General features: G+C 53.2%; 16 protein-coding genes and 1 pseudogene. 12 read left to right on the top strand and 5 right to left on the bottom strand.

The genetic code is table 11. From position 1 onward, the window contains the following. Positions 1-76 precede the first annotated feature (76 nt). The 3 genes from speF (at position 77) to NA197_RS10340 (ending at position 4,141) form a co-directional block, all read left to right on the top strand. Complete coding sequence (gene speF, locus NA197_RS10350) at positions 77-2,275, top strand: ornithine decarboxylase SpeF (RefSeq protein WP_001292402.1); 2,199 nt, start codon at positions 77-79, stop codon at positions 2,273-2,275. After that, positions 2,272-3,591: a putrescine-ornithine antiporter gene (gene potE, locus NA197_RS10345; protein WP_000042658.1), complete on the top strand. Its 1,320-nt coding sequence runs from the start codon at positions 2,272-2,274 to the stop codon at positions 3,589-3,591. The genes speF and potE overlap by 4 nt, the downstream gene beginning before the upstream one ends. Before the next feature lie 64 nt (positions 3,592-3,655). Beyond that, on the top strand, positions 3,656-4,141 hold the full coding sequence (locus tag NA197_RS10340) for a pyridoxamine 5'-phosphate oxidase family protein (protein WP_000070053.1): 486 nt from the start codon (positions 3,656-3,658) through the stop codon (positions 4,139-4,141). Positions 4,142-4,255: 114 nt separating this feature from the next. On the opposite strand, the gene pgm is transcribed toward NA197_RS10340, so the two are convergent. Both pgm and seqA read right to left on the bottom strand, forming a co-directional pair. Beyond that, on the bottom strand, positions 4,256-5,896 hold the full coding sequence (pgm, locus tag NA197_RS10335; RefSeq protein WP_000974385.1) for a phosphoglucomutase (alpha-D-glucose-1,6-bisphosphate-dependent): 1,641 nt from the start codon (positions 5,894-5,896) through the stop codon (positions 4,256-4,258). Between the two features lie 24 nt (positions 5,897-5,920). Continuing rightward, positions 5,921-6,463 (bottom strand): replication initiation negative regulator SeqA, encoded by a 543-nt coding sequence (gene seqA, locus NA197_RS10330; RefSeq protein ID WP_000848395.1) that lies wholly within the window; start codon positions 6,461-6,463, stop codon positions 5,921-5,923. Positions 6,464-6,647: 184 nt separating this feature from the next. Here seqA and ybfF point away from each other — a divergent pair, with 184 nt between their 5' ends. The 9 genes and pseudogenes from ybfF (at position 6,648) to tcuC (ending at position 14,284) form a co-directional block, all read left to right on the top strand. Then, a complete protein-coding gene (gene ybfF / locus NA197_RS10325; protein ID WP_000773245.1) occupies positions 6,648-7,418 on the top strand; it encodes an esterase in 771 nt (256 codons plus the stop codon). 133 nt (positions 7,419-7,551) lie between these two features. Beyond that, the gene (ybfE, locus tag NA197_RS10320) at positions 7,552-7,845 is read left to right on the top strand and encodes a LexA regulated protein (protein ID WP_001040939.1); all 294 of its coding nucleotides are present in this window, start codon (positions 7,552-7,554) and stop codon (positions 7,843-7,845) included. 150 nt (positions 7,846-7,995) lie between these two features. Beyond that, on the top strand, positions 7,996-8,526 hold the full coding sequence (fldA, locus tag NA197_RS10315) for a flavodoxin FldA (protein ID WP_001018621.1): 531 nt from the start codon (positions 7,996-7,998) through the stop codon (positions 8,524-8,526). Positions 8,527-8,729: 203 nt separating this feature from the next. Then, positions 8,730-8,815: pseudogene (locus NA197_RS10310) on the top strand (fur leader peptide). After that, positions 8,808-9,260 carry a ferric iron uptake transcriptional regulator gene (gene fur, locus NA197_RS10305; protein ID WP_000131699.1) on the top strand — a complete coding sequence of 151 codons (453 nt, stop codon included), beginning with the start codon at positions 8,808-8,810 and terminating at the stop codon, positions 9,258-9,260. Before NA197_RS10310 ends, fur begins: the two are co-directional and overlap by 8 nt. A 115-nt stretch (positions 9,261-9,375) precedes the next feature. Then, positions 9,376-10,302 (top strand): tricarballylate utilization LysR family transcriptional regulator TcuR, encoded by a 927-nt coding sequence (gene tcuR, locus NA197_RS10300; RefSeq protein WP_000423371.1) that lies wholly within the window; start codon positions 9,376-9,378, stop codon positions 10,300-10,302. A gap of 97 nt (positions 10,303-10,399) precedes the next feature. Then, on the top strand, positions 10,400-11,803 hold the full coding sequence (gene tcuA, locus NA197_RS10295; protein ID WP_051129163.1) for an FAD-dependent tricarballylate dehydrogenase TcuA: 1,404 nt from the start codon (positions 10,400-10,402) through the stop codon (positions 11,801-11,803). Beyond that, positions 11,790-12,929, top strand: coding sequence for a tricarballylate utilization protein TcuB (tcuB, locus tag NA197_RS10290; protein WP_051129162.1), 1,140 nt, complete (start codon positions 11,790-11,792; stop codon positions 12,927-12,929). The genes tcuA and tcuB overlap by 14 nt, the downstream gene beginning before the upstream one ends. Positions 12,930-12,979: 50 nt before the next feature. Continuing rightward, positions 12,980-14,284 (top strand): tricarballylate/proton symporter TcuC, encoded by a 1,305-nt coding sequence (gene tcuC / locus NA197_RS10285; RefSeq protein WP_023233582.1) that lies wholly within the window; start codon positions 12,980-12,982, stop codon positions 14,282-14,284. Positions 14,285-14,332: 48 nt separating this feature from the next. Here the strand turns inward: tcuC and chiQ are convergent, their stop codons facing one another. The 3 genes from chiQ to glnS all read right to left on the bottom strand — a co-directional run bounded on the left by chiQ (position 14,333) and on the right by glnS (position 18,449). Then, positions 14,333-14,665, bottom strand: coding sequence for a ChiQ/YbfN family lipoprotein (gene chiQ, locus NA197_RS10280; RefSeq protein WP_000722260.1), 333 nt, complete (start codon positions 14,663-14,665; stop codon positions 14,333-14,335). A 49-nt stretch (positions 14,666-14,714) separates the two neighbouring features. After that, a complete protein-coding gene (chiP, locus tag NA197_RS10275) occupies positions 14,715-16,121 on the bottom strand; it encodes a chitoporin ChiP (protein WP_001258803.1) in 1,407 nt (468 codons plus the stop codon). 660 nt (positions 16,122-16,781) lie between these two features. Then, on the bottom strand, positions 16,782-18,449 hold the full coding sequence (gene glnS / locus NA197_RS10270; RefSeq protein WP_001287181.1) for a glutamine--tRNA ligase: 1,668 nt from the start codon (positions 18,447-18,449) through the stop codon (positions 16,782-16,784). Between the last annotated feature and the right edge of the window lie 192 nt (positions 18,450-18,641).

Raw genomic sequence — 18,641 nt, 5'->3', positions numbered from 1 at the left:
GATTTTTTCCGGAAGAATCAGTTTCTCATGCGAGAAATTGAGGGCCTGCTATTACCTGAAATAAAGAGATGAAAAAATGTCAGAATTAAAAATTGCCGTTAGCCGTCATTGCCCGGATTGTTTTTCTACACACCGTAATATTGTAAATGTTGATGAGAGTCGTTTCATCGACGTGGCTGCCATCGTGTTATCCATCGACGACATTGAACACGGAAAACTCGATGAAATCGACGCAACGGGTTACGGTATTCCCGTGTTTGTCGCGACACATGACGAAGGGCGCGTACCGCCTGAGTATTTGCCGCGTATCTCTGGTGTATTCGAATATAATGAATCCCGTACTGCCTTCTATGGTCGCCAGTTGGAAACCGCGGCAAGCCACTACGAAACGCAGTTACGCCCGCCGTTTTTCCGCGCGCTGGTGGATTATGTCAACCAGGGCAACAGCGCATTTGACTGCCCGGGGCATCAGGGCGGCGAATTCTTCCGCCGTCATCCTGCCGGTAATCAGTTCGTGGAATACTTTGGCGAAACGCTCTTCCGCTCCGACCTATGCAACGCGGACGTGGCGATGGGCGATCTGCTGATTCACGAAGGCGCGCCTTGCATTGCGCAGCAACATGCGGCGAAAGTCTTTAACGCCGATAAGACCTACTTTGTGCTGAACGGGACCTCCTCCTCTAACAAAGTCGTACTCAACGCGCTGTTAACGCCGGGCGATCTGGTACTGTTTGACCGTAACAACCACAAATCTAACCACCACGGCGCATTATTGCAGGCGGGCGCAACGCCAGTTTATCTGGAAACCGCGCGTAACCCGTATGGTTTTATCGGCGGGATCGACGCTCACTGCTTCGAAGAAGATTACCTGCGCGAGCTGATTAGCGAAGTCGCGCCGCAGCGTGCCCGCGAAGCACGTCCATTCCGTCTGGCCGTCATCCAGTTAGGCACCTACGACGGTACCATTTATAACGCCCGTCAGGTCGTTGATAAAATTGGTCATCTGTGCGACTACATCCTGTTTGACTCCGCCTGGGTCGGCTATGAACAATTTATTCCGATGATGGCCGATTGTTCGCCGCTGCTGCTGGAACTGAACGAAAACGATCCGGGTATTCTGGTGACGCAGTCCGTTCATAAACAACAAGCCGGTTTCTCCCAGACCTCGCAGATCCATAAAAAAGATAGCCATATCAAAGGGCAATCGCGCTACGTTCCGCATAAGCGCATGAACAACGCCTTTATGATGCACGCCTCCACCAGCCCGTTCTATCCGCTGTTCGCCGCGCTGGACGTTAACGCCAAAATGCACGAAGGCGTCAGCGGTCGCAATATGTGGATGGATTGCGTGGTTAACGGCATCGATGCCCGTAAATTGATCCTCGAAAACTGTCATCACATCCGTCCGTTCGTACCGGAACTGATTGATGGTAAGCCGTGGCAGTCATACCCGACGTCAGAGATCGCCAGCGATCTGCGCTTCTTCCACTTCGTTCCGGGAGAACACTGGCATGCGTTTGAAGGCTATGCCGAACATCAGTACTTTGTCGACCCTTGCAAACTGCTGCTCACCACACCGGGCATTAATGCAGCGAGCGGCGAATATGAAGACTTTGGCGTTCCTGCCACGATCCTCGCCAACTTCCTGCGCGAGAACGGCGTTGTGCCGGAAAAATGCGACCTCAACTCCATTCTGTTCCTGCTGACGCCGGCAGAAGACATGGCGAAGTTACAACAACTTGTCGCCCTGCTGGCTCGTTTCGAAAAACTGCTGGAAGCTGATGCGCCGTTAGCGGAAGTATTACCGTCCATCTACAAACAGCATGAAGCGCGTTATGCCGGCTATACCCTGCGTCAGCTTTGCCAGGAGATGCACGATCTCTATGCGCGGCACAACGTGAAACAGCTGCAAAAAGAGATGTTCCGTAAATCGCATTTCCCGAAAGTCAGTATGAATCCGCAAGAGGCCAACTATGCCTATCTGCGCGGCGAGGTCGAACTGGTTCGCCTGCCGGAAGCCGAAGGTCGTATCGCGGCTGAAGGCGCTCTGCCTTACCCGCCGGGAGTGCTGTGTGTAGTTCCGGGTGAAATCTGGGGCGGTTCTGTCCTGCGTTACTTCAGCGCCCTGGAAGAAGGGATCAACCTGCTGCCGGGCTTTGCGCCTGAACTGCAGGGCGTTTATATCGAAGAACACGACGGCCGTAAGCAGGTCTGGTGCTACGTCATTAAACCTCGTGACGCGCAGCGCTCCCTGCTGAAGGAGGAAAAATTATGAGTAAACCTAAATCCAATAAAATGGGTGTCGTGCAGCTCACAATTCTGACTATGGTCAACATGATGGGCTCCGGGATCATCATGCTACCGACCAAACTGTCTGAAGTCGGCACGATATCCATTATCTCCTGGCTGGTCACCGCCGTCGGCTCGATGGCGCTGGCCTGGGCGTTTGCGAAATGCGGTATGTTTAGCCGTAAATCCGGCGGCATGGGCGGTTACGCCGAATATGCCTTCGGTAAATCCGGTAACTTTATGGCGAACTATACCTACGGCGTCTCGCTACTGATCGCCAACGTGGCTATCGCCATCTCCGCTGTCGGCTATGGTACCGAACTGTTCGGCGCCGCGCTGACGCCGCTCCAGATCGGTCTGGCGACTATCGCCGTATTGTGGGTTTGTACCATCGCAAACTTTGGCGGCGCGCGTATTACCGGACAGATCAGTAGCGTTACCGTTTGGGGCGTCATCATTCCGGTTGTCGGCCTGTGCATCATTGGCTGGTTCTGGTTTAGCCCCAGCATGTACGTAGCGTCATGGAACCCGCACCATGTTCCGTTCTTTAGCGCGGTCGGTTCTTCCATCGCCATGACGTTGTGGGCATTTCTTGGACTGGAATCCGCCTGCGCCAACGCAGACGTGGTCGAGAATCCGGAAAAGAACGTCCCCATCGCGGTACTGGGCGGTACGCTGGGCGCGGCGGTCATCTATATCGTTTCGACTAACGTGATTGCCGGGATTGTGCCGAACATGGATCTGGCGAACTCCACGGCGCCGTTTGGTCTGGCGTTTGCACAGATGTTCACGCCTGCGGTAGGTAAAGTGATCATGGCGCTGATGGTAATGTCCTGCTGCGGCTCGCTGCTGGGCTGGCAGTTCACTATCGCCCAGGTCTTTAAATCCTCCGCTGACGAAGGCTATTTCCCGAAAGTCTTCTCTCGTGTAACGAAAGTCGACGCGCCGGTACAGGGGATGCTGATTATTGTGATTATTCAGACTGGCCTGTCGCTGATGACCATTAGCCCGTCGCTGAATAGTCAGTTTAACGTCCTGGTTAACCTGGCGGTGGTGACGAACATTATTCCGTATATTCTGTCGATGGCCGCGCTGGTTATCATTCAGAAAATGGCGAATGTGCCGTCATCAAAAGCGAAAGTCGCTAACTTCGTGGCCTTCGTTGGCGCCATGTATAGCTTCTACGCGCTATATTCCTCCGGTGAAGAAGCCATGCTGTACGGCTCAATTGTGACCTTCCTCGGCTGGACGTTATACGGCCTGGTCTCACCGCGTTTTGAATTGAAAAATAAACACGGCTGATGGCGCGCCCGGGCTGCGGTAACGATAGCCCGGGCATTTTCACTCTTTGAATAAGATAATAGAAATGAGTAATCCAGAACGGGAAGTCACTGATATAGCAGAAATACTGGCTATTCTCAGTAAACACGAAGTGTGTCGGATAGGGTTTAACGACAATCTCTGTCCGTATGTTGTCCCCGTAAATTTTGGCTACGAGTATCAGAACGGACGCTGGATATTTTATTTTCACGGCGCACGCACCGGGAAAAAGATGCGTCTGTTACGTAAGAACCCGGCAGTATGCATTGAAATGGACGGCGACCATGCATTACTACGTGCCGATGACCCCTGTGATTATAGCTACGCCTACACCAGCGTTTTCGCCACCGGACTGGCATCGATATTGCAAACGCGCGAGGAGATGCGCCACGGCCTGGACGTCATTATGCGCCAGACCGATCCGGGAAAAACCTTCAGTTATCGGGAAGATATGATGAAAGCGGTTTGCGTGGTGCGTATCGAATGCGACGCCCTCACCTGCCGCCGACATCTGGCGACTCAGAGCGAATAAGTCAGATATCAAAAGCGCCTTATCTGGCCTGGAGGCGATTTACAGGCCTGATAAGCGCAGCGCCGTTAATACAAAAAAGGAGCCGTAAGGCTCCTTTTTCTTCCATATCGCCCATCAGGCGTTTTTCAATACTTCGCTAACGATTTCAACGGCTTCTTTCTCAATCTGCTTGCGATGTTCTTCCCCCAGGAAGCTTTCGCAATAGATCTTGTAAGCGTCTTCCGTACCGGATGGACGCGCGGCGAACCAGCCGTTGTCGGTCATTACCTTCAGGCCGCCAATCGATGCGCCATTACCCGGCGCTGCGGTAAGACGCGCGGTGATCGGGTCGCCTGCCAGAGTGCTGGCGCTGACCATTTCCGGAGACAGTTTAGACAATGCCGCTTTCTGGGCCGAGGTCGCTGCCGCCTGCAGACGGTTATAGCTCGGCGCGCCAAAACGCGCTGCCAGTTCATTGTAATGCTCTTGCGGGTTTTTCCCGGTAACAGCGGTGATTTCCGCCGCCAGCAGGCACATGATGATACCGTCTTTATCGGTAGACCACGGCGTACCGTCGAAACGCAGGAACGAAGCGCCCGCGCTCTCTTCCCCGCCGAAACCAAAGCTGCCGTCGAACAAACCGTCAACAAACCATTTGAAGCCAACCGGCACTTCTACCAGCTTGCGTCCCAAGTCATTCACCACGCGGTCAATCATCGCGGAAGAGACCAGCGTTTTACCGACAGCCACGTCTTTGCCCCACAGCGGACGATGCTGGAACAGATAGTTAATGGCGACCGCCAGATAATGGTTCGGGTTCATCAGCCCTGCAGGCGTCACGATGCCATGACGGTCGTAGTCCGGGTCGTTGGCGAAGGCCAGGTCAAACTTGTCACGCAGCGCCAGTAAACCCGCCATCGCACATTCGGAGGAGCAATCCATACGGATCGCGCCATCTTTATCAAGGTGCATAAAGCGGAAGGTTTGATCAACCTGATCGTTAACTAACGTCAGGTTAAGCTTGTAATGCTCAGCGATACGTTTCCAGTATTCAATACCAGAGCCGCCCAGCGGATCAACGCCCAGCGTCAGACCGGCTTTCTGAATCGCCGCCATATCAACGATATCCGCCAGCCCTTCGACAAATGGCTGCACCAGATCTACCGCTTTAACGTGGCCCGAGGCCATTGCCGCATCCAGAGAGATGCGCTTAACGCCTTGCAGGCCGCCCGCCAGCAGCGCATTGGCGCGATCTTCTACCACTTTAGTGACGTTGGTATCCGCCGGGCCGCCATTGGGCGGATTATATTTAATACCGCCATCTTCCGGCGGGTTGTGCGACGGTGTAATGACAATACCATCTGCCAGCGGGCCGCCTTTTTTGTTATGGACCAGGATAGCATTTGACACGGCAGGCGTTGGCGTGAAGCCATTATTTTCCTGCACGATAACGTCTACGCCGTTTGCCGCCAGCACTTCCAGCACGGAAATGAAGGCCGGTTCCGAGAGCGCATGGGTGTCTTTCCCCACATAGCAGGGGCCGGTAATGCCATTCTTCGCCCGCTCTTCAGCAATCGCCTGGGCGATCGCCAGAATATGCGGTTCGTTGAAACTGTGACGACCTGCGCTGCCGCGATGGCCGGAAGTGCCAAATTTCACGGCATGTTCTGCATTCCCTGCCTCCGGTTTCAGTACATAATACTGCGCCGTCAGTTGGGCGACGTTAATCAAATCACTCTGTTGCGCGGGTTGTCCTGCGCGGTTGTGGATTGCCATTGCCTGGTCCTTCTAATGCAAGGATTAAATTGTTCCGCAAACCTTTTCAATCAATTCCGCCGGGAATTGCATTGACTGCATGATGTGTTCGATCATGCTGCATTTACGGCCGGTGTTGGTGTTGGTGATCACCCAGTACGGCGTGCCGGGAACGTGCTTAGGTTTAGTTTGATTCCCATTTTTCAGCAGCGTTTGTTCATCCGCCGCAAAATAGACGCGCGTGCGGCCATGCAACGACTCCGTCGCCTCCGCAAACGCGTGGTGATCCAGTGAATAGAGTGTAGTCAGAATCAGCATAAAGCGGTTGACCGCTTTTTTCTGCTCGGCATATTCGTCAGACAACAACAGCTCACGCATCGCGCGAACTTTGTCTTTTACCGGGTTGACCGGTTTCGCTTCGGCAACGGGTTGCGCCGCAGGCGTCCCCTTCACCGCTGAAGCCGTTGGCTGTGTCGTGGCGGAAAACTTCAACATACGCCGTAAAATGTCGGATGCGCTCTCGCCGATATGCTTGGTGTGGCTGGCAATATAGCTATAGAGTTCATCATCAACTTCAATCGTTTTCATCTTAATCCAGTGCGATGTCTTTGCTGAATACAAGTCATTGGGATTATAGGAACAAATCCCAACAGCGGATAGCGTTAAGCCCGGCTGACAAAAAAACTCGGAGTAAACCTTAGAGGTTGCAGCCCAGTGGCAGAATGGTCAACATAATACCCTAACCCGACAGAGCGAAAAAAAGAACTTTGCCATGAAATTAAACATCCGAGCGCAATCTGCACAAAACCTGCACAATAATTCCCCCATCGTTCTCGTTCATGGCCTGTTTGGCAGCCTGGACAACCTCGGCGTACTGGCGCGCGATCTGGTGACCGATCACGACATTATTCAGGTCGATATGCGCAATCATGGTTTATCGCCGCGCGATCCGGTCATGGATTATCCGGCAATGGCCCAGGATCTTCTGGATACGCTTGACGCGCAGCAGATTGAAAAAGCGACGTTTATTGGTCATTCCATGGGCGGAAAAGCGGTAATGGCGCTGACGGCGCTGGCGCCCGATCGCATCGATCGTCTGGTCGCGATTGATATCGCACCCGTGGATTATCACGTTCGCCGCCACGATCGTATTTTCGCGGCCATTAACGCCGTCAGCGAATCCGACGCGACATCCCGCCAACAGGCGGCAGGGATTATGCGCCAGCACCTCAACGAAGAAGGCGTGATCCAGTTTCTGTTAAAATCCTGGGCTGAAGGCGAATGGCGTTTTAATGTTCCGGTATTATGGGAGCAGTATCCGCATATCGTCGGCTGGGAAACCATTCCGCCCTGGGAACATCCGGCGCTGTTTATTCCAGGCGGTAACTCGCCGTACGTCACCGAAGCGTACCGCGACGCGCTGCTGGCGCAATTCCCTTTGGCGCGCGCGCATGTGATCGCCGGCGCGGGCCACTGGGTACATGCCGAAAAACCAGAGGCGGTTCTGCGCGCCATCCGCCGTTATCTGCACGATAAACGCTAACTGATTAAAAACTCATCGCCTGTGCGCGATTACGCGCGCGGGCGTTGGCGTCGCTTCCTCGCTGATGTATGATGGCGCGCTATCCATCCGGGCATAAGCCTGGCTGATTGTTTCCCCCGAAGTCACCAAAATCATGGCCAAAGAACAAACGGACCGTACGACATTAGATCTGTTCGCGCACGAGCGTCGCCCGGGACGACCTAAAACGAATCCGCTTTCGCGCGATGAACAGTTACGCATCAACAAGCGCAACCAGTTAAAACGCGACAAAGTTCGTGGCCTCAAGCGTGTCGAATTAAAACTCAACGCACAAGCGGTTGACGCGCTGAATGAGCTGGCCGAAGCGCGCAACATTAGCCGCAGCGAGCTCATTGAAGAAATATTAATGAAGCAGCTTATGGCGCTGCGCGGCCAGGGTTTAGTCTGAAAATAAGTTTTGTTTCATATTTCGTGTAGCAGAGCGTGCAGTCCCGCGTGATTGCTGTTTCCGCATATCTGCCTGTTCTGCTATGATTGCCCTTATCCGTGGGCAATTCGCCACCACCATTTCAATAAGTTTCAAGAGGTTATTTTACTCATGGCAATCACTGGCATCTTTTTCGGCAGCGACACCGGTAATACCGAAAATATCGCAAAAATGATTCAAAAACAGCTTGGTAAAGACGTTGCCGATGTGCATGACATTGCAAAAAGCAGTAAAGAAGACCTGGAAGGGTATGACATTCTGCTGCTGGGCATCCCAACCTGGTACTATGGCGAAGCGCAATGTGACTGGGATGACTTCTTCCCGACTCTCGAAGAGATTGACTTTAACGGTAAGCTGGTGGCGCTGTTTGGCTGTGGCGATCAGGAAGACTACGCGGAATACTTCTGTGATGCGCTGGGCACGATTCGCGACATTATTGAGCCGCGCGGCGCCACGATTGTGGGTCACTGGCCAACTGCAGGCTATCATTTTGAAGCCTCTAAAGGTCTGGCTGACGACGATCATTTTGTCGGTCTGGCGATTGACGAAGACCGTCAGCCTGAACTGACCGCCGAGCGTGTTGAAAAATGGGTTAAGCAAGTTTCGGCTGAATTGCACCTCGACGACATCCTCAACGCCTAATCTTATGCGGCGCAGCGTTATATCTGCGCCGCATCAATAGACAAGACCAATCAAAATAATTGCTACAAATTTGTAACTTTCGCACCCATCCCTGTACAATGTCCGGGTGTAATCAGGTGGCGCCAAAATTTGCAGGCAAAACCACAGTTTTATTAACATCTGCAAGAGACTTGCGGTTTTCATTTCGGCATGGCAGTCCTATAATGATACGCATTATCTTGAGTGCAATTTCTGTCACTTCTCTAATGAAGTGAATCGTTTAGCAACAGGACAGATTCCGCATGACTGACAACAATACCGCATTAAAGAAGGCTGGCCTGAAAGTAACGCTTCCTCGTTTAAAAATTCTGGAAGTTCTTCAGGAACCAGATAACCATCACGTCAGTGCGGAAGATTTATACAAACGCCTGATCGACATGGGTGAAGAAATCGGTCTGGCAACCGTGTACCGTGTGCTGAACCAGTTTGACGATGCCGGTATCGTGACCCGCCATAATTTTGAAGGCGGTAAATCCGTTTTTGAACTGACGCAACAGCATCATCACGACCATCTTATCTGCCTTGACTGCGGAAAAGTGATTGAATTTAGTGATGACTCTATTGAAGCGCGCCAGCGTGAAATTGCGGCGAAACACGGTATTCGTTTAACTAATCACAGCCTCTATCTTTACGGCCACTGCGCTGAAGGCGACTGCCGCGAAGACGAGCACGCGCACGATGACGCGACTAAATAAGTGTAAATCTTTCGAAGAGCCAACCGCCCGGTTGGCTTTTTTATATCCTCCTCTTTCCTGCCGCTTGATGTTGATTTAATGTAAAAAAACGCTATCGCATCTCAGGAGAGCAGGAATGGAGCTTCGCCAGTTACGCTATTTCGTGCGTATTATTGAAACCGGCAGTATGGGCAGCGCCGCACAGGATCTTGATATTGGCGTTTCAGCATTAAGTCAACAGATGTCCCGTCTGGAAAACGAGCTTGCTATCCGTCTGCTGCAGCGCACCTCGCGCGGCGTAACGCCAACCAACGCCGGGCTGGCCTTTTATTCACAGGCGCAACTCGCCCTGCGTCATGCCGACGACGCGATTCTCGCCGCCAGAGAAGCGCGCCTTTCCGGTCATGTGAGCGTAGGAATGGCCCCCAGTACCGCCTCCATACTGGGTATACCGTTTATCCATGCCATGCAGGAAAACTATGCCGATGTCCGACTGCATGTGGTGGAAAGCTTGTCCGGTAATCTGGAAAGAATGATCAATACCCGCCAGATTGATTTAGCCGTTGTCTTTCAAAAAGATAAAATCCTGCGCTGGAGCGCCAGACCGATCCTTGAAGAACAGCTTTTTCTGATTGGCTCCCATGCCCTGCTGGCGGCGCTTCCTGATAACCCGATCACACCTGAACAACTGGCAGGCATTCCGCTCATTATGCCAAGCCAGGGACATGGGCTGCGCGGCAGGCTGGACGCTGTCTGCCAGGAACATGCGCTTAACGTTGAAATCGTCGCGGAAATTGACGGCCTGGCGTTGTTGATGCGCGCCGTGCGCGACGGTCTTGGCGCCACGTTACAGCCCGGCGCGGCAATTTCTCATCTGGATAACGACGCGCTACGCGTGATCGGCGTCCATAATCCGGTACTCAGCCGCCCCAATTTTTTAGTCAGCCTGTCGGATGATGAACTGACGCCCGCCGGCCTTGCCGCCAGAGTAGTCCTTACCAAAGTTATGCGTCAGTTAGTCGACGCCGGCGAATGGCCGGGCGCAACCCTTTACGCTTACTAAACCCCTGTTTAGCGCTACCTGATAGCGCGCCGCTTATTTATCCGTATACATTTCAATTACAAATTTAACAAATAGTTAAATGGTACGGGAGTATAAGATGGTTGATGTACTGGTGATAGGCGGAGGCAATGCCGCATTATGCGCCGCCCTGACCGCACGGGAAGCGGGCGCATCGGTTCTGCTGCTGGAGGCTGCCCCGCAAGAATGGCGCGGCGGAAATTCTCAGCACACACGAAACCTGCGCTGTATGCATGATGCGCCGCAGGATGTGCTGGTAGAAAGCTATCCTGAAGAGGAATTCTGGCAGGATCTGTGGCGAGTCACCGACGGCAACACCAACGAGGCGCTGGCGCGGCTGGTCATTCGCACCTCTTCGCAATGCCGCGACTGGATGCGCAAACATGGCGTTAACTTTCAACCGCCGCTATCTGGGGCGCTCCACGTTGCGCGCACCAATGCGTTTTTTATGGGCGGAGGGAAAGCGCTCGTCAATGCCTATTACCGTAGCGCCGAACGGCTGGGCATACAGATTCGCTATAACACGCCGGTTCACGCGCTTGAACTTCATGACGGCGAATTCGTGGCAGCGCTGGCAGGTAGCGAACGTATTACCGCCAAAGCCTGCGTATTAGCGGCTGGCGGTTTCGAATCAAACCGTGAATGGCTGCGGGAGGCCTGGGGAGAAAACGCCCGCGGCGAATGGCCCGCGGATAATTTCCTGATTCGCGGCACGCGTTTTAACCAGGGCGTATTACTCAAATTTATGATGGATGCCGGCGCGGATATCATTGGCGATCCGTCCCAGTCGCACTGCGTAGCGATTGATGCCAGGGCGCCGCTGTACGACGGCGGTATTTGTACTCGCGTGGATTGCGTATCGCTGGGTATTGTCGTGAATCGCGACGCCGAACGTTTTTATGATGAAGGCGAAGATTTCTGGCCGAAGCGTTACGCCATTTGGGGGCGGCTGGTTGCTCAACAGCCAGGACAAATTGGCTATTCGATTATTGACAGCAAAGCCATCGGCCACTTTATGCCGCCGGTTTTTCCTGGCGCGCAGGCCAATACGCTAGCTGAGCTGGCCTGCCAGTTGGGGCTGGACGCGGAAAAATTTACCCATACCGTCACGCAGTATAACCAGGCCTGCCAACCCGGTCATTTTGATCATACCTTGCTTGATGACTGCGCTACTAAAAACCTGACGCCGGCGAAAACCCACTGGGCGCGCCCGCTTGATGCGCCGCCCTACTACGGTTATGCGCTGCGACCCGGCATCACGTTTACCTACCTGGGTCTGAAAGTCAATGAACGTGCCGCGGTGCATTTTGCCGGTCATCCAAGCCGCAACCTGTTTGTTGCCGGCGAGATGATGGCAGGAAATGTTCTGGGCAAGGGGTATACCGCAGGCGTAGGCATGTCTATCGGCACAACCTTTGGCCGCATTGCGGGAATAGAAGCCGCCCGCGCGGCGCACAAGGAGGCGCAGCATGAAACAGCTTGAAAAATTAATCATTGAGGCCACCGTGCTTACCGAACCGGAAGCCGAGGTCGAACGCGTCATGCAAGTGTGTAACGCGTGTCGCTACTGCGAAGGTTTTTGCGCGGTATTTCCGGCGATGACCCAGCGACTCGAATTCGGTAAAGCCGATATTCATTATCTGGCGAATTTATGTCATAACTGCGGTGCCTGCCTGCACGCGTGCCAGTACGCGCCGCCCCATGAATTTGCCATTAACGTGCCGAAAGCGATGGCGCAAGCCCGCCTGGAGACGTATCAACAGTATGCCCAGCCCGCCGCTTTTGGCGCGTTATACCGTCGGGCGGGGATCACCGTCGCGCTGGCGCTGATAGTCGGTCTGACGCTCTTTTTATTACTGGCGATGGCGCTGAAAGGGTCGCTGATTCATCCGCCGCTGGCCGGTGACTTCTATCAAATTTTTCCGCATAGCCTGCTGGCATGGATGTTTGGCTCAGTTTTTGTGCTGGCAATCGGTTTGCTTATGGCGGGCGTAATCCGCTTCTGGCGTGAGATCTCGCCGGGCGTACCGCGTTCGGCGGAGATTGCGGAAGCGTCGCACAATGCGTTAACGCTGAAATATCTCGACGGCGGTCACGGCAAAGGCTGTAACGAAGCGGACGATGCATTCACGCTGCTGCGCCGTCGCTTTCATCACTTTACCTTTTACGGTTTTATGCTCTGTTTTGCCGCCACGGTCGTGGCGACGGGCTATCACTACGTCGCCGGTTGGGAAGCGCCCTATCCGTTCTTTAGCCTGCCGGTCATACTCGGCACGCTGGGCGGTATCGGCCTGCTTATCGGCCCGGCCGGGCTACTGTGGCTCAATCTGCGGCGGTCGCCGTTACATGGCGATGCGCGCCAGAAACCCATGGATCGCGGCTTTATTCTGCTGCTGTTCTTAACCAGTCTGACCGGGCTGGCGCTGCTGGCAGGCAGAGACACCAGCGGAATGGGCATATTGCTGGCGCTCCATTTAGGCGTGGTGATGGCGCTCTTTCTCACCCTTCCCTACGGAAAATTCGCCCACGGATTTTTCCGCTGCGCGGCCTTACTCAAATGGGCAGTTGAGAAGCGACGCGGAAAACATGCGGGGGATACAGGCAACTGACCCGCAACATCTTACCCATAAAACAATAAAGACAGTGGAGAGCAAACCCTATGGCACAACACACACCTGCAACATCGCGCGCCGGCACGTTCGGCGCAATACTGCGCGTGACAAGCGGCAATTTTCTTGAACAGTTTGATTTTTTCTTGTTCGGATTTTACGCCACCTATATCGCCAGAACGTTTTTTCCGGCGGAAAGCGAATTTGCCTCATTAATGTTGACCTTTGCCGTCTTTGGCTCCGGTTTTTTAATGCGCCCCGTCGGCGCGATTGTGCTTGGCGCCTATATTGACAGAATCGGACGCCGTAAAGGGCTGATGGTGACGCTGGCGATTATGGGCTGCGGTACGTTGCTCATCGCCCTCGTCCCCGGCTACCAAACGATCGGCCTGGCAGCGCCTGCGTTGGTGCTGTTGGGCCGGTTATTACAAGGATTTTCTGCGGGCGTTGAGTTAGGCGGCGTCTCGGTCTATCTGTCCGAAATCGCAACGCCAGGCAATAAAGGGTTTTATACCAGCTGGCAATCCGCCAGTCAGCAGGTCGCGATCGTTGTCGCCGCGTTGATTGGTTATAGCCTGAATATCACGCTGGGACACGACGCGATATCGGAGTGGGGCTGGCGAATTCCGTTCTTTATCGGCTGTATGATCATTCCGCTGATTTTTGTTTTACGTCGTTCATTACAAGAAACAGAAGCGTTTTTACAACGCAAGCATCGCCCCGACACCAGGGAAATTTTTGCAACTATCGCCAAAAACTGGCGCATTATTACGGCCGGAACGCTGCTGGTGGCGATGACCACCACAACGTTTTATTTTATCACCGTTTATACGCCGACCTATGGCAGAACCGTGCTTAATCTCAGCGCGCGGGACAGTTTGATCGTCACCATGTTGGTGGGCGTGTCCAATTTTATCTGGTTACCCATTGGCGGCGCGATTTCCGACCGGATTGGCCGTCGCGCCGTGTTAATGAGCATTACGTTGCTGGCGCTGATCACCACCTGGCCCGTCATGCAGTGGCTGACCGCCGCACCCGACTTTACCCGCATGACGCTGGTACTGCTGTGGTTCTCTTTCTTTTTTGGCATGTATAACGGCGCAATGGTCGCGGCGTTAACCGAAGTGATGCCAGTCTATGTGCGTACCGTTGGTTTCTCGCTGGCCTTTAGCCTGGCGACGGCGATTTTTGGCGGCCTGACGCCGGCCATCTCTACCGCGCTGGTAAAGTTAACCGGCGACAAAAGCTCGCCCGGCTGGTGGCTGATGTGCGCGGCATTATGTGGACTTGCCGCGACGGCGATGCTGTTTGTACGTCTGAGTCGCGGCTATATCGCGGCAGAAAATAAAGCCTGAAAAAACCACGGGCGGAAAACATTCGCCCGTGGGTGGCAAGGCAGGGTTTTATTGCACGTTATTATGACTGCGAATTTCCTGCCAGACCTTATCGCAGTCAGCCTTGACCGCCTGATCGTTACCCGTGCGCGTCGCCTGAATGCACTGCTGATAGTCCAGTACCCGCACGCTTTCTTCGTTAGCAAATTGCTGATGTTTGCGCTCTTTTTTAAGGACATTCAGTACGCTTTGGCAGGCCTCTATCTTCTCAGGCGAGCCCTGTGCGGTATTGATACAGGCGCTGTACGCCTCTTTCAGCCGGCTATCTTCTTCCGGCGCGGGTGATGACGCGCAGGCCGTCAAACCGGCGGTCATGCTGGCGATGAGTAAAATTTTTTTCATAGGTCGTTCCTCAACAGCGCGGCAGACCGGCAGCCTGCCGCATCTGACATCAGAAAATAGTGAATGGCGCAATAACGATAAATTTCACGTCACGTTCATCCTGGAAGATGTTGCCGTAACCACCGCCCCAGCTTGGAATATTGGAGTGGTTGTCATATTCGGTGAAGTGCAGTTTGAACATGGTGCCTTTAGCACGCCCCTCCTGCAGGGTATAGACCGCATCCAGACTGTATGAGGACTCTTCGATAGTGCGGTTTTTGTCGTAGTAAGCATCCGGGTTACTTTGCCAGGTTGCCGGTTTAGCATCCCAGGCGTAAACATAAGACGCGCCCACAGCCCAGCCCGGCAGATTCCAGTTTTTCAGGTCATACATCGCGCCGAAGAAAACCGCCTTTTCACCGTTAGCGTTAAAGTCGGAGCGGTTATCCCACCAGATATCCAGACGACCGTTTGAAGAGGCGTAGGTTGGCGTCATACGTTGCAGAAAATAGCCCTGCTGACCGTCCGCTTTCACCCAAGTGCCTTCCAGACGCAGGTCAACCACTTCCGCGACTTTGTAGCCGAAGGTCAACGCCTGCAGCCAGGCCGTACCGTCGTAAATGTCATTCACGCTGCGATCGTCTACTTTGTCGCGCGCGCCGTAGAACTGGTAACTGGTGGTGAACGGATTGCCGCCTAAATCAAATTTATAGCTGGCCTTCGCGAAATATTGATCGACATAGCCTTCGGACTGACCAAACGCCGCTTCCAGCACCAGATCATTTTTGAAGTCGTACTTCGCGCCGATGGAGTGGAGGTAGTCCACATTGGTTTTTTTATCCGCCTGATAAAACTTATCCATTTCGGTATGCCACGGCGCTTTATATTCGTTAGTCCACATGTAGGAAAAACTTAACGCGCCCGCATCGCCATAGTCAAAACTGGCGCCGGCTTCCGCACCCTGATAGGTACCCGGCATAAAACTCCAGTGCGGTGCTAACAGCGTCTGACCGGTAGGCTGAATATAACCGGCGCGCGCCCAGACCGGGCCATATTTAAATTTCGCGGCGGCTTTATAAAGACTGATACCGCTCTTATCGCCGGAATAGTCTTCGTCGTAGCCTTTATTCTTTTTCGAGAAGGCAATTTCGTTTGGATGACCGCTGTCGCCGTTTTCTGCCATTTCAATCGCGGTAAACGCCGCGATATCCAGACCGAACATATCCGCAGCGTAACCAGACTGAAAATCCAGGTTAGCGTTCCAGGTCGCATGAGAAAGGTTAGTTTTATATTTGTCGCCGTCGGTCACATCTTTGCGATCGCGTTCACGCTGCCAATAATAGATGCCGCCCGTTAACGTGGAGTCGTCGAAAAAGCCGGAGGCTTGCGCCTGCGGAACAACGATCCACCCCGACATTGCTGTGATACCGGCGATAGCCAGAGCCAGCGTACTACGTTTGCCACTAAACGTACGCATAAGTTAATCCTCTTTGACGTATAAATTGCTGCCGACAAAAGCGAACAGCGAAAAAATAAAAATAAAAAGTAGCGCTGAGAAACCTCATTTACTACGTTAAATAGACTATTTTTCGCGATGCGAATTATCAATCTCTTTCTGTAACCAGTATGTAATAATATGAGCAACCGCACATATTTAATTGCTTTCTGTTACATTCAACTGCTGGTGAGGGAAGCAGACCGCCAGAAAGAAAATTGACTTGTTTTCCATAGGCATGAAAATAATTGTCTCCTGTTGACCTGACGCTTATAACATTTAGATTAATAATCATTTATCAGATCAATAATTTTCAGAAAATAATTAATTCGCCTCGCAAAAAAGAGAATCGACTTAGAGCCTATCCCACCAGGCGTTATTGGCGCAGCCAGTTTGAACACGGACAGCGCGCAAAAACCGGAGCGTACACGTAGTACGTGAGGTTTGACTCGCTACGCTCGCCCTTCGGGCCGCCGCTAGCGGCGTTCAAAACGCTAACGCGTTTTGGCGAGCACTGCCCAGGTCCAAAATGGCAAGTAAAATAGCCCTAATGGGATAGGCTCTTAGAAATGCAGAGAAAAAACGCCGCAGAACGCGGCGTTGTCAAGGTATTTTTACAGCATTCGCCTGTTGGCGCAGTGCTTATTCGCCCGCTTTCGCCCAGGTATCACGCAGGCCCACGGTACGGTTAAAGACCAGCTTATCGGCCGTTGCATAGCGGCTGTCGAGGCAGAAGTAGCCTTCACGTTCAAACTGGAAAGCTTTCCCTGCTACCGCCGCTTTCAGCGACGGCTCGCCATACCCCTGCTTAATCACTAATGATTCGGGGTTGATAACAGACAGGAAGTCCTCCGCGGCACCCGGGTTCGGCACGCTGAACAGACGGTCGTAGAGACGAATTTCAATCGGCAGCGCATGTGCTGCGCTAACCCAGTGGATTACGCCTTTCACTTTACGCCCGTCAGCCGGATCTTTACTCAGCGTATCAGCATCATAGGTACAGAAGATGGTGGTGATATTCCCTTCGGCATCCTTCTCTACGCGCTCCGCTTTAATGACGTAGGCATTACGCAGACGCACTTCTTTGCCCATCACCAGACGCTTGTACTGCTTGTTCGCTTCTTCGCGGAAATCTGCGCGATCGATCCAGATCTCACCGCTAAACGGCACTTCACGACTGCCCATCTCCGGTTTATTCGGATGGTTAGGCATGGTAACCATTTCGCTCTCACCCTGCGGGTAGTTTTCGATAACCAGTTTTACCGGATCGATTACCGCCATTGCGCGCGGCGCGTTTTCGTTCAGATCTTCGCGAATGCAGGATTCCAGCGACGCCATCTCAATGGTGTTGTCCTGCTTGGTGACGCCGATGCGTTTGCAGAACTCCCGAATGGAGGCCGCGGTATAGCCGCGACGGCGCAGACCGGAAATAGTCGGCATACGCGGATCGTCCCAGCCTTCGACGTGTTTGTCGGTCACCAGCAGGTTCAGCTTACGCTTGGACATCACGGTGTATTCCAGATTCAGCCGCGAGAATTCGTACTGGCGCGGGTGAACCGGAATGGTGATGTTGTCCAGCACCCAGTCGTACAGACGACGGTTATCCTGGAACTCCAGCGTACACAGAGAATGAGTAATGCCTTCCAGCGCATCGCTGATGCAGTGAGTAAAGTCGTACATCGGATAGATGCACCACTTGTTGCCGGTCTGATGATGCTCGGCGAATTTAATGCGATACAGCACCGGATCGCGCATCACGATAAACGGCGACGCCATGTCGATTTTGGCGCGCAGACAGGCTTTACCCTCTTCAAAACCGCCGGTACGCATTTTTTCAAATAGCGCGAGGTTCTCTTCCACGCTGCGATCGCGGAACGGGCTGTTTTTACCCGGCGCGGTCAGCGTACCGCGGTATTCGCGGATCTGCTCCGGCGTCAGCTCATCAACGTAGGCCAGGCCTTTATTGATGAGCTCGACCGCATAGGCGTGCAGTTGGTCAAAGTAATCGGAGGAGTAGCGAATATCGCCAGACCAGTGAAAGCCTAACCACTCGACGTCGTTTTTGATCGAATCAACGTACTCGATATCTTCTTTTACCGGGTTGGTGTCATCGAAACGCAGGTTGCACTGGCCCTGATAATCTTGCGCAATGCCAAAGTTCAGGCAGATAGATTTCGCGTGGCCGATGTGCAGATAGCCATTCGGCTCCGGCGGAAAACGGGTATGGACAGTGGTATGTTTACCACTCGCCAGATCTTCATCAATAATCTGACGAATAAAGTTAGTCGGGCGGGCTTCAGCCTCACTCATCGTGGATTCCTCAAAGCGTAAACAACGTATAACGGCATATGATCTTATAAGCCGGACAGACTGACAACCTTTAGTTACTTAAAAAGTGGCTTTGCAGAAAATATTGGGGCTAATTGCGGTAAAAAAAAGCGGCGAAGGTTTCCCTCTGCCGCTTATGTTTTCTGTGATATCGCCGGATGACGTCTTACGCCT

The organism is Salmonella sp. NW884, assembly GCF_051700745.1.
Classification (GTDB): Bacteria; Pseudomonadota; Gammaproteobacteria; order Enterobacterales; family Enterobacteriaceae; genus Salmonella; species Salmonella enterica.
The sequence above is the reverse complement of the archived record's forward strand: the minus strand, read 5'-3'. Positions and strand labels throughout refer to the sequence as shown.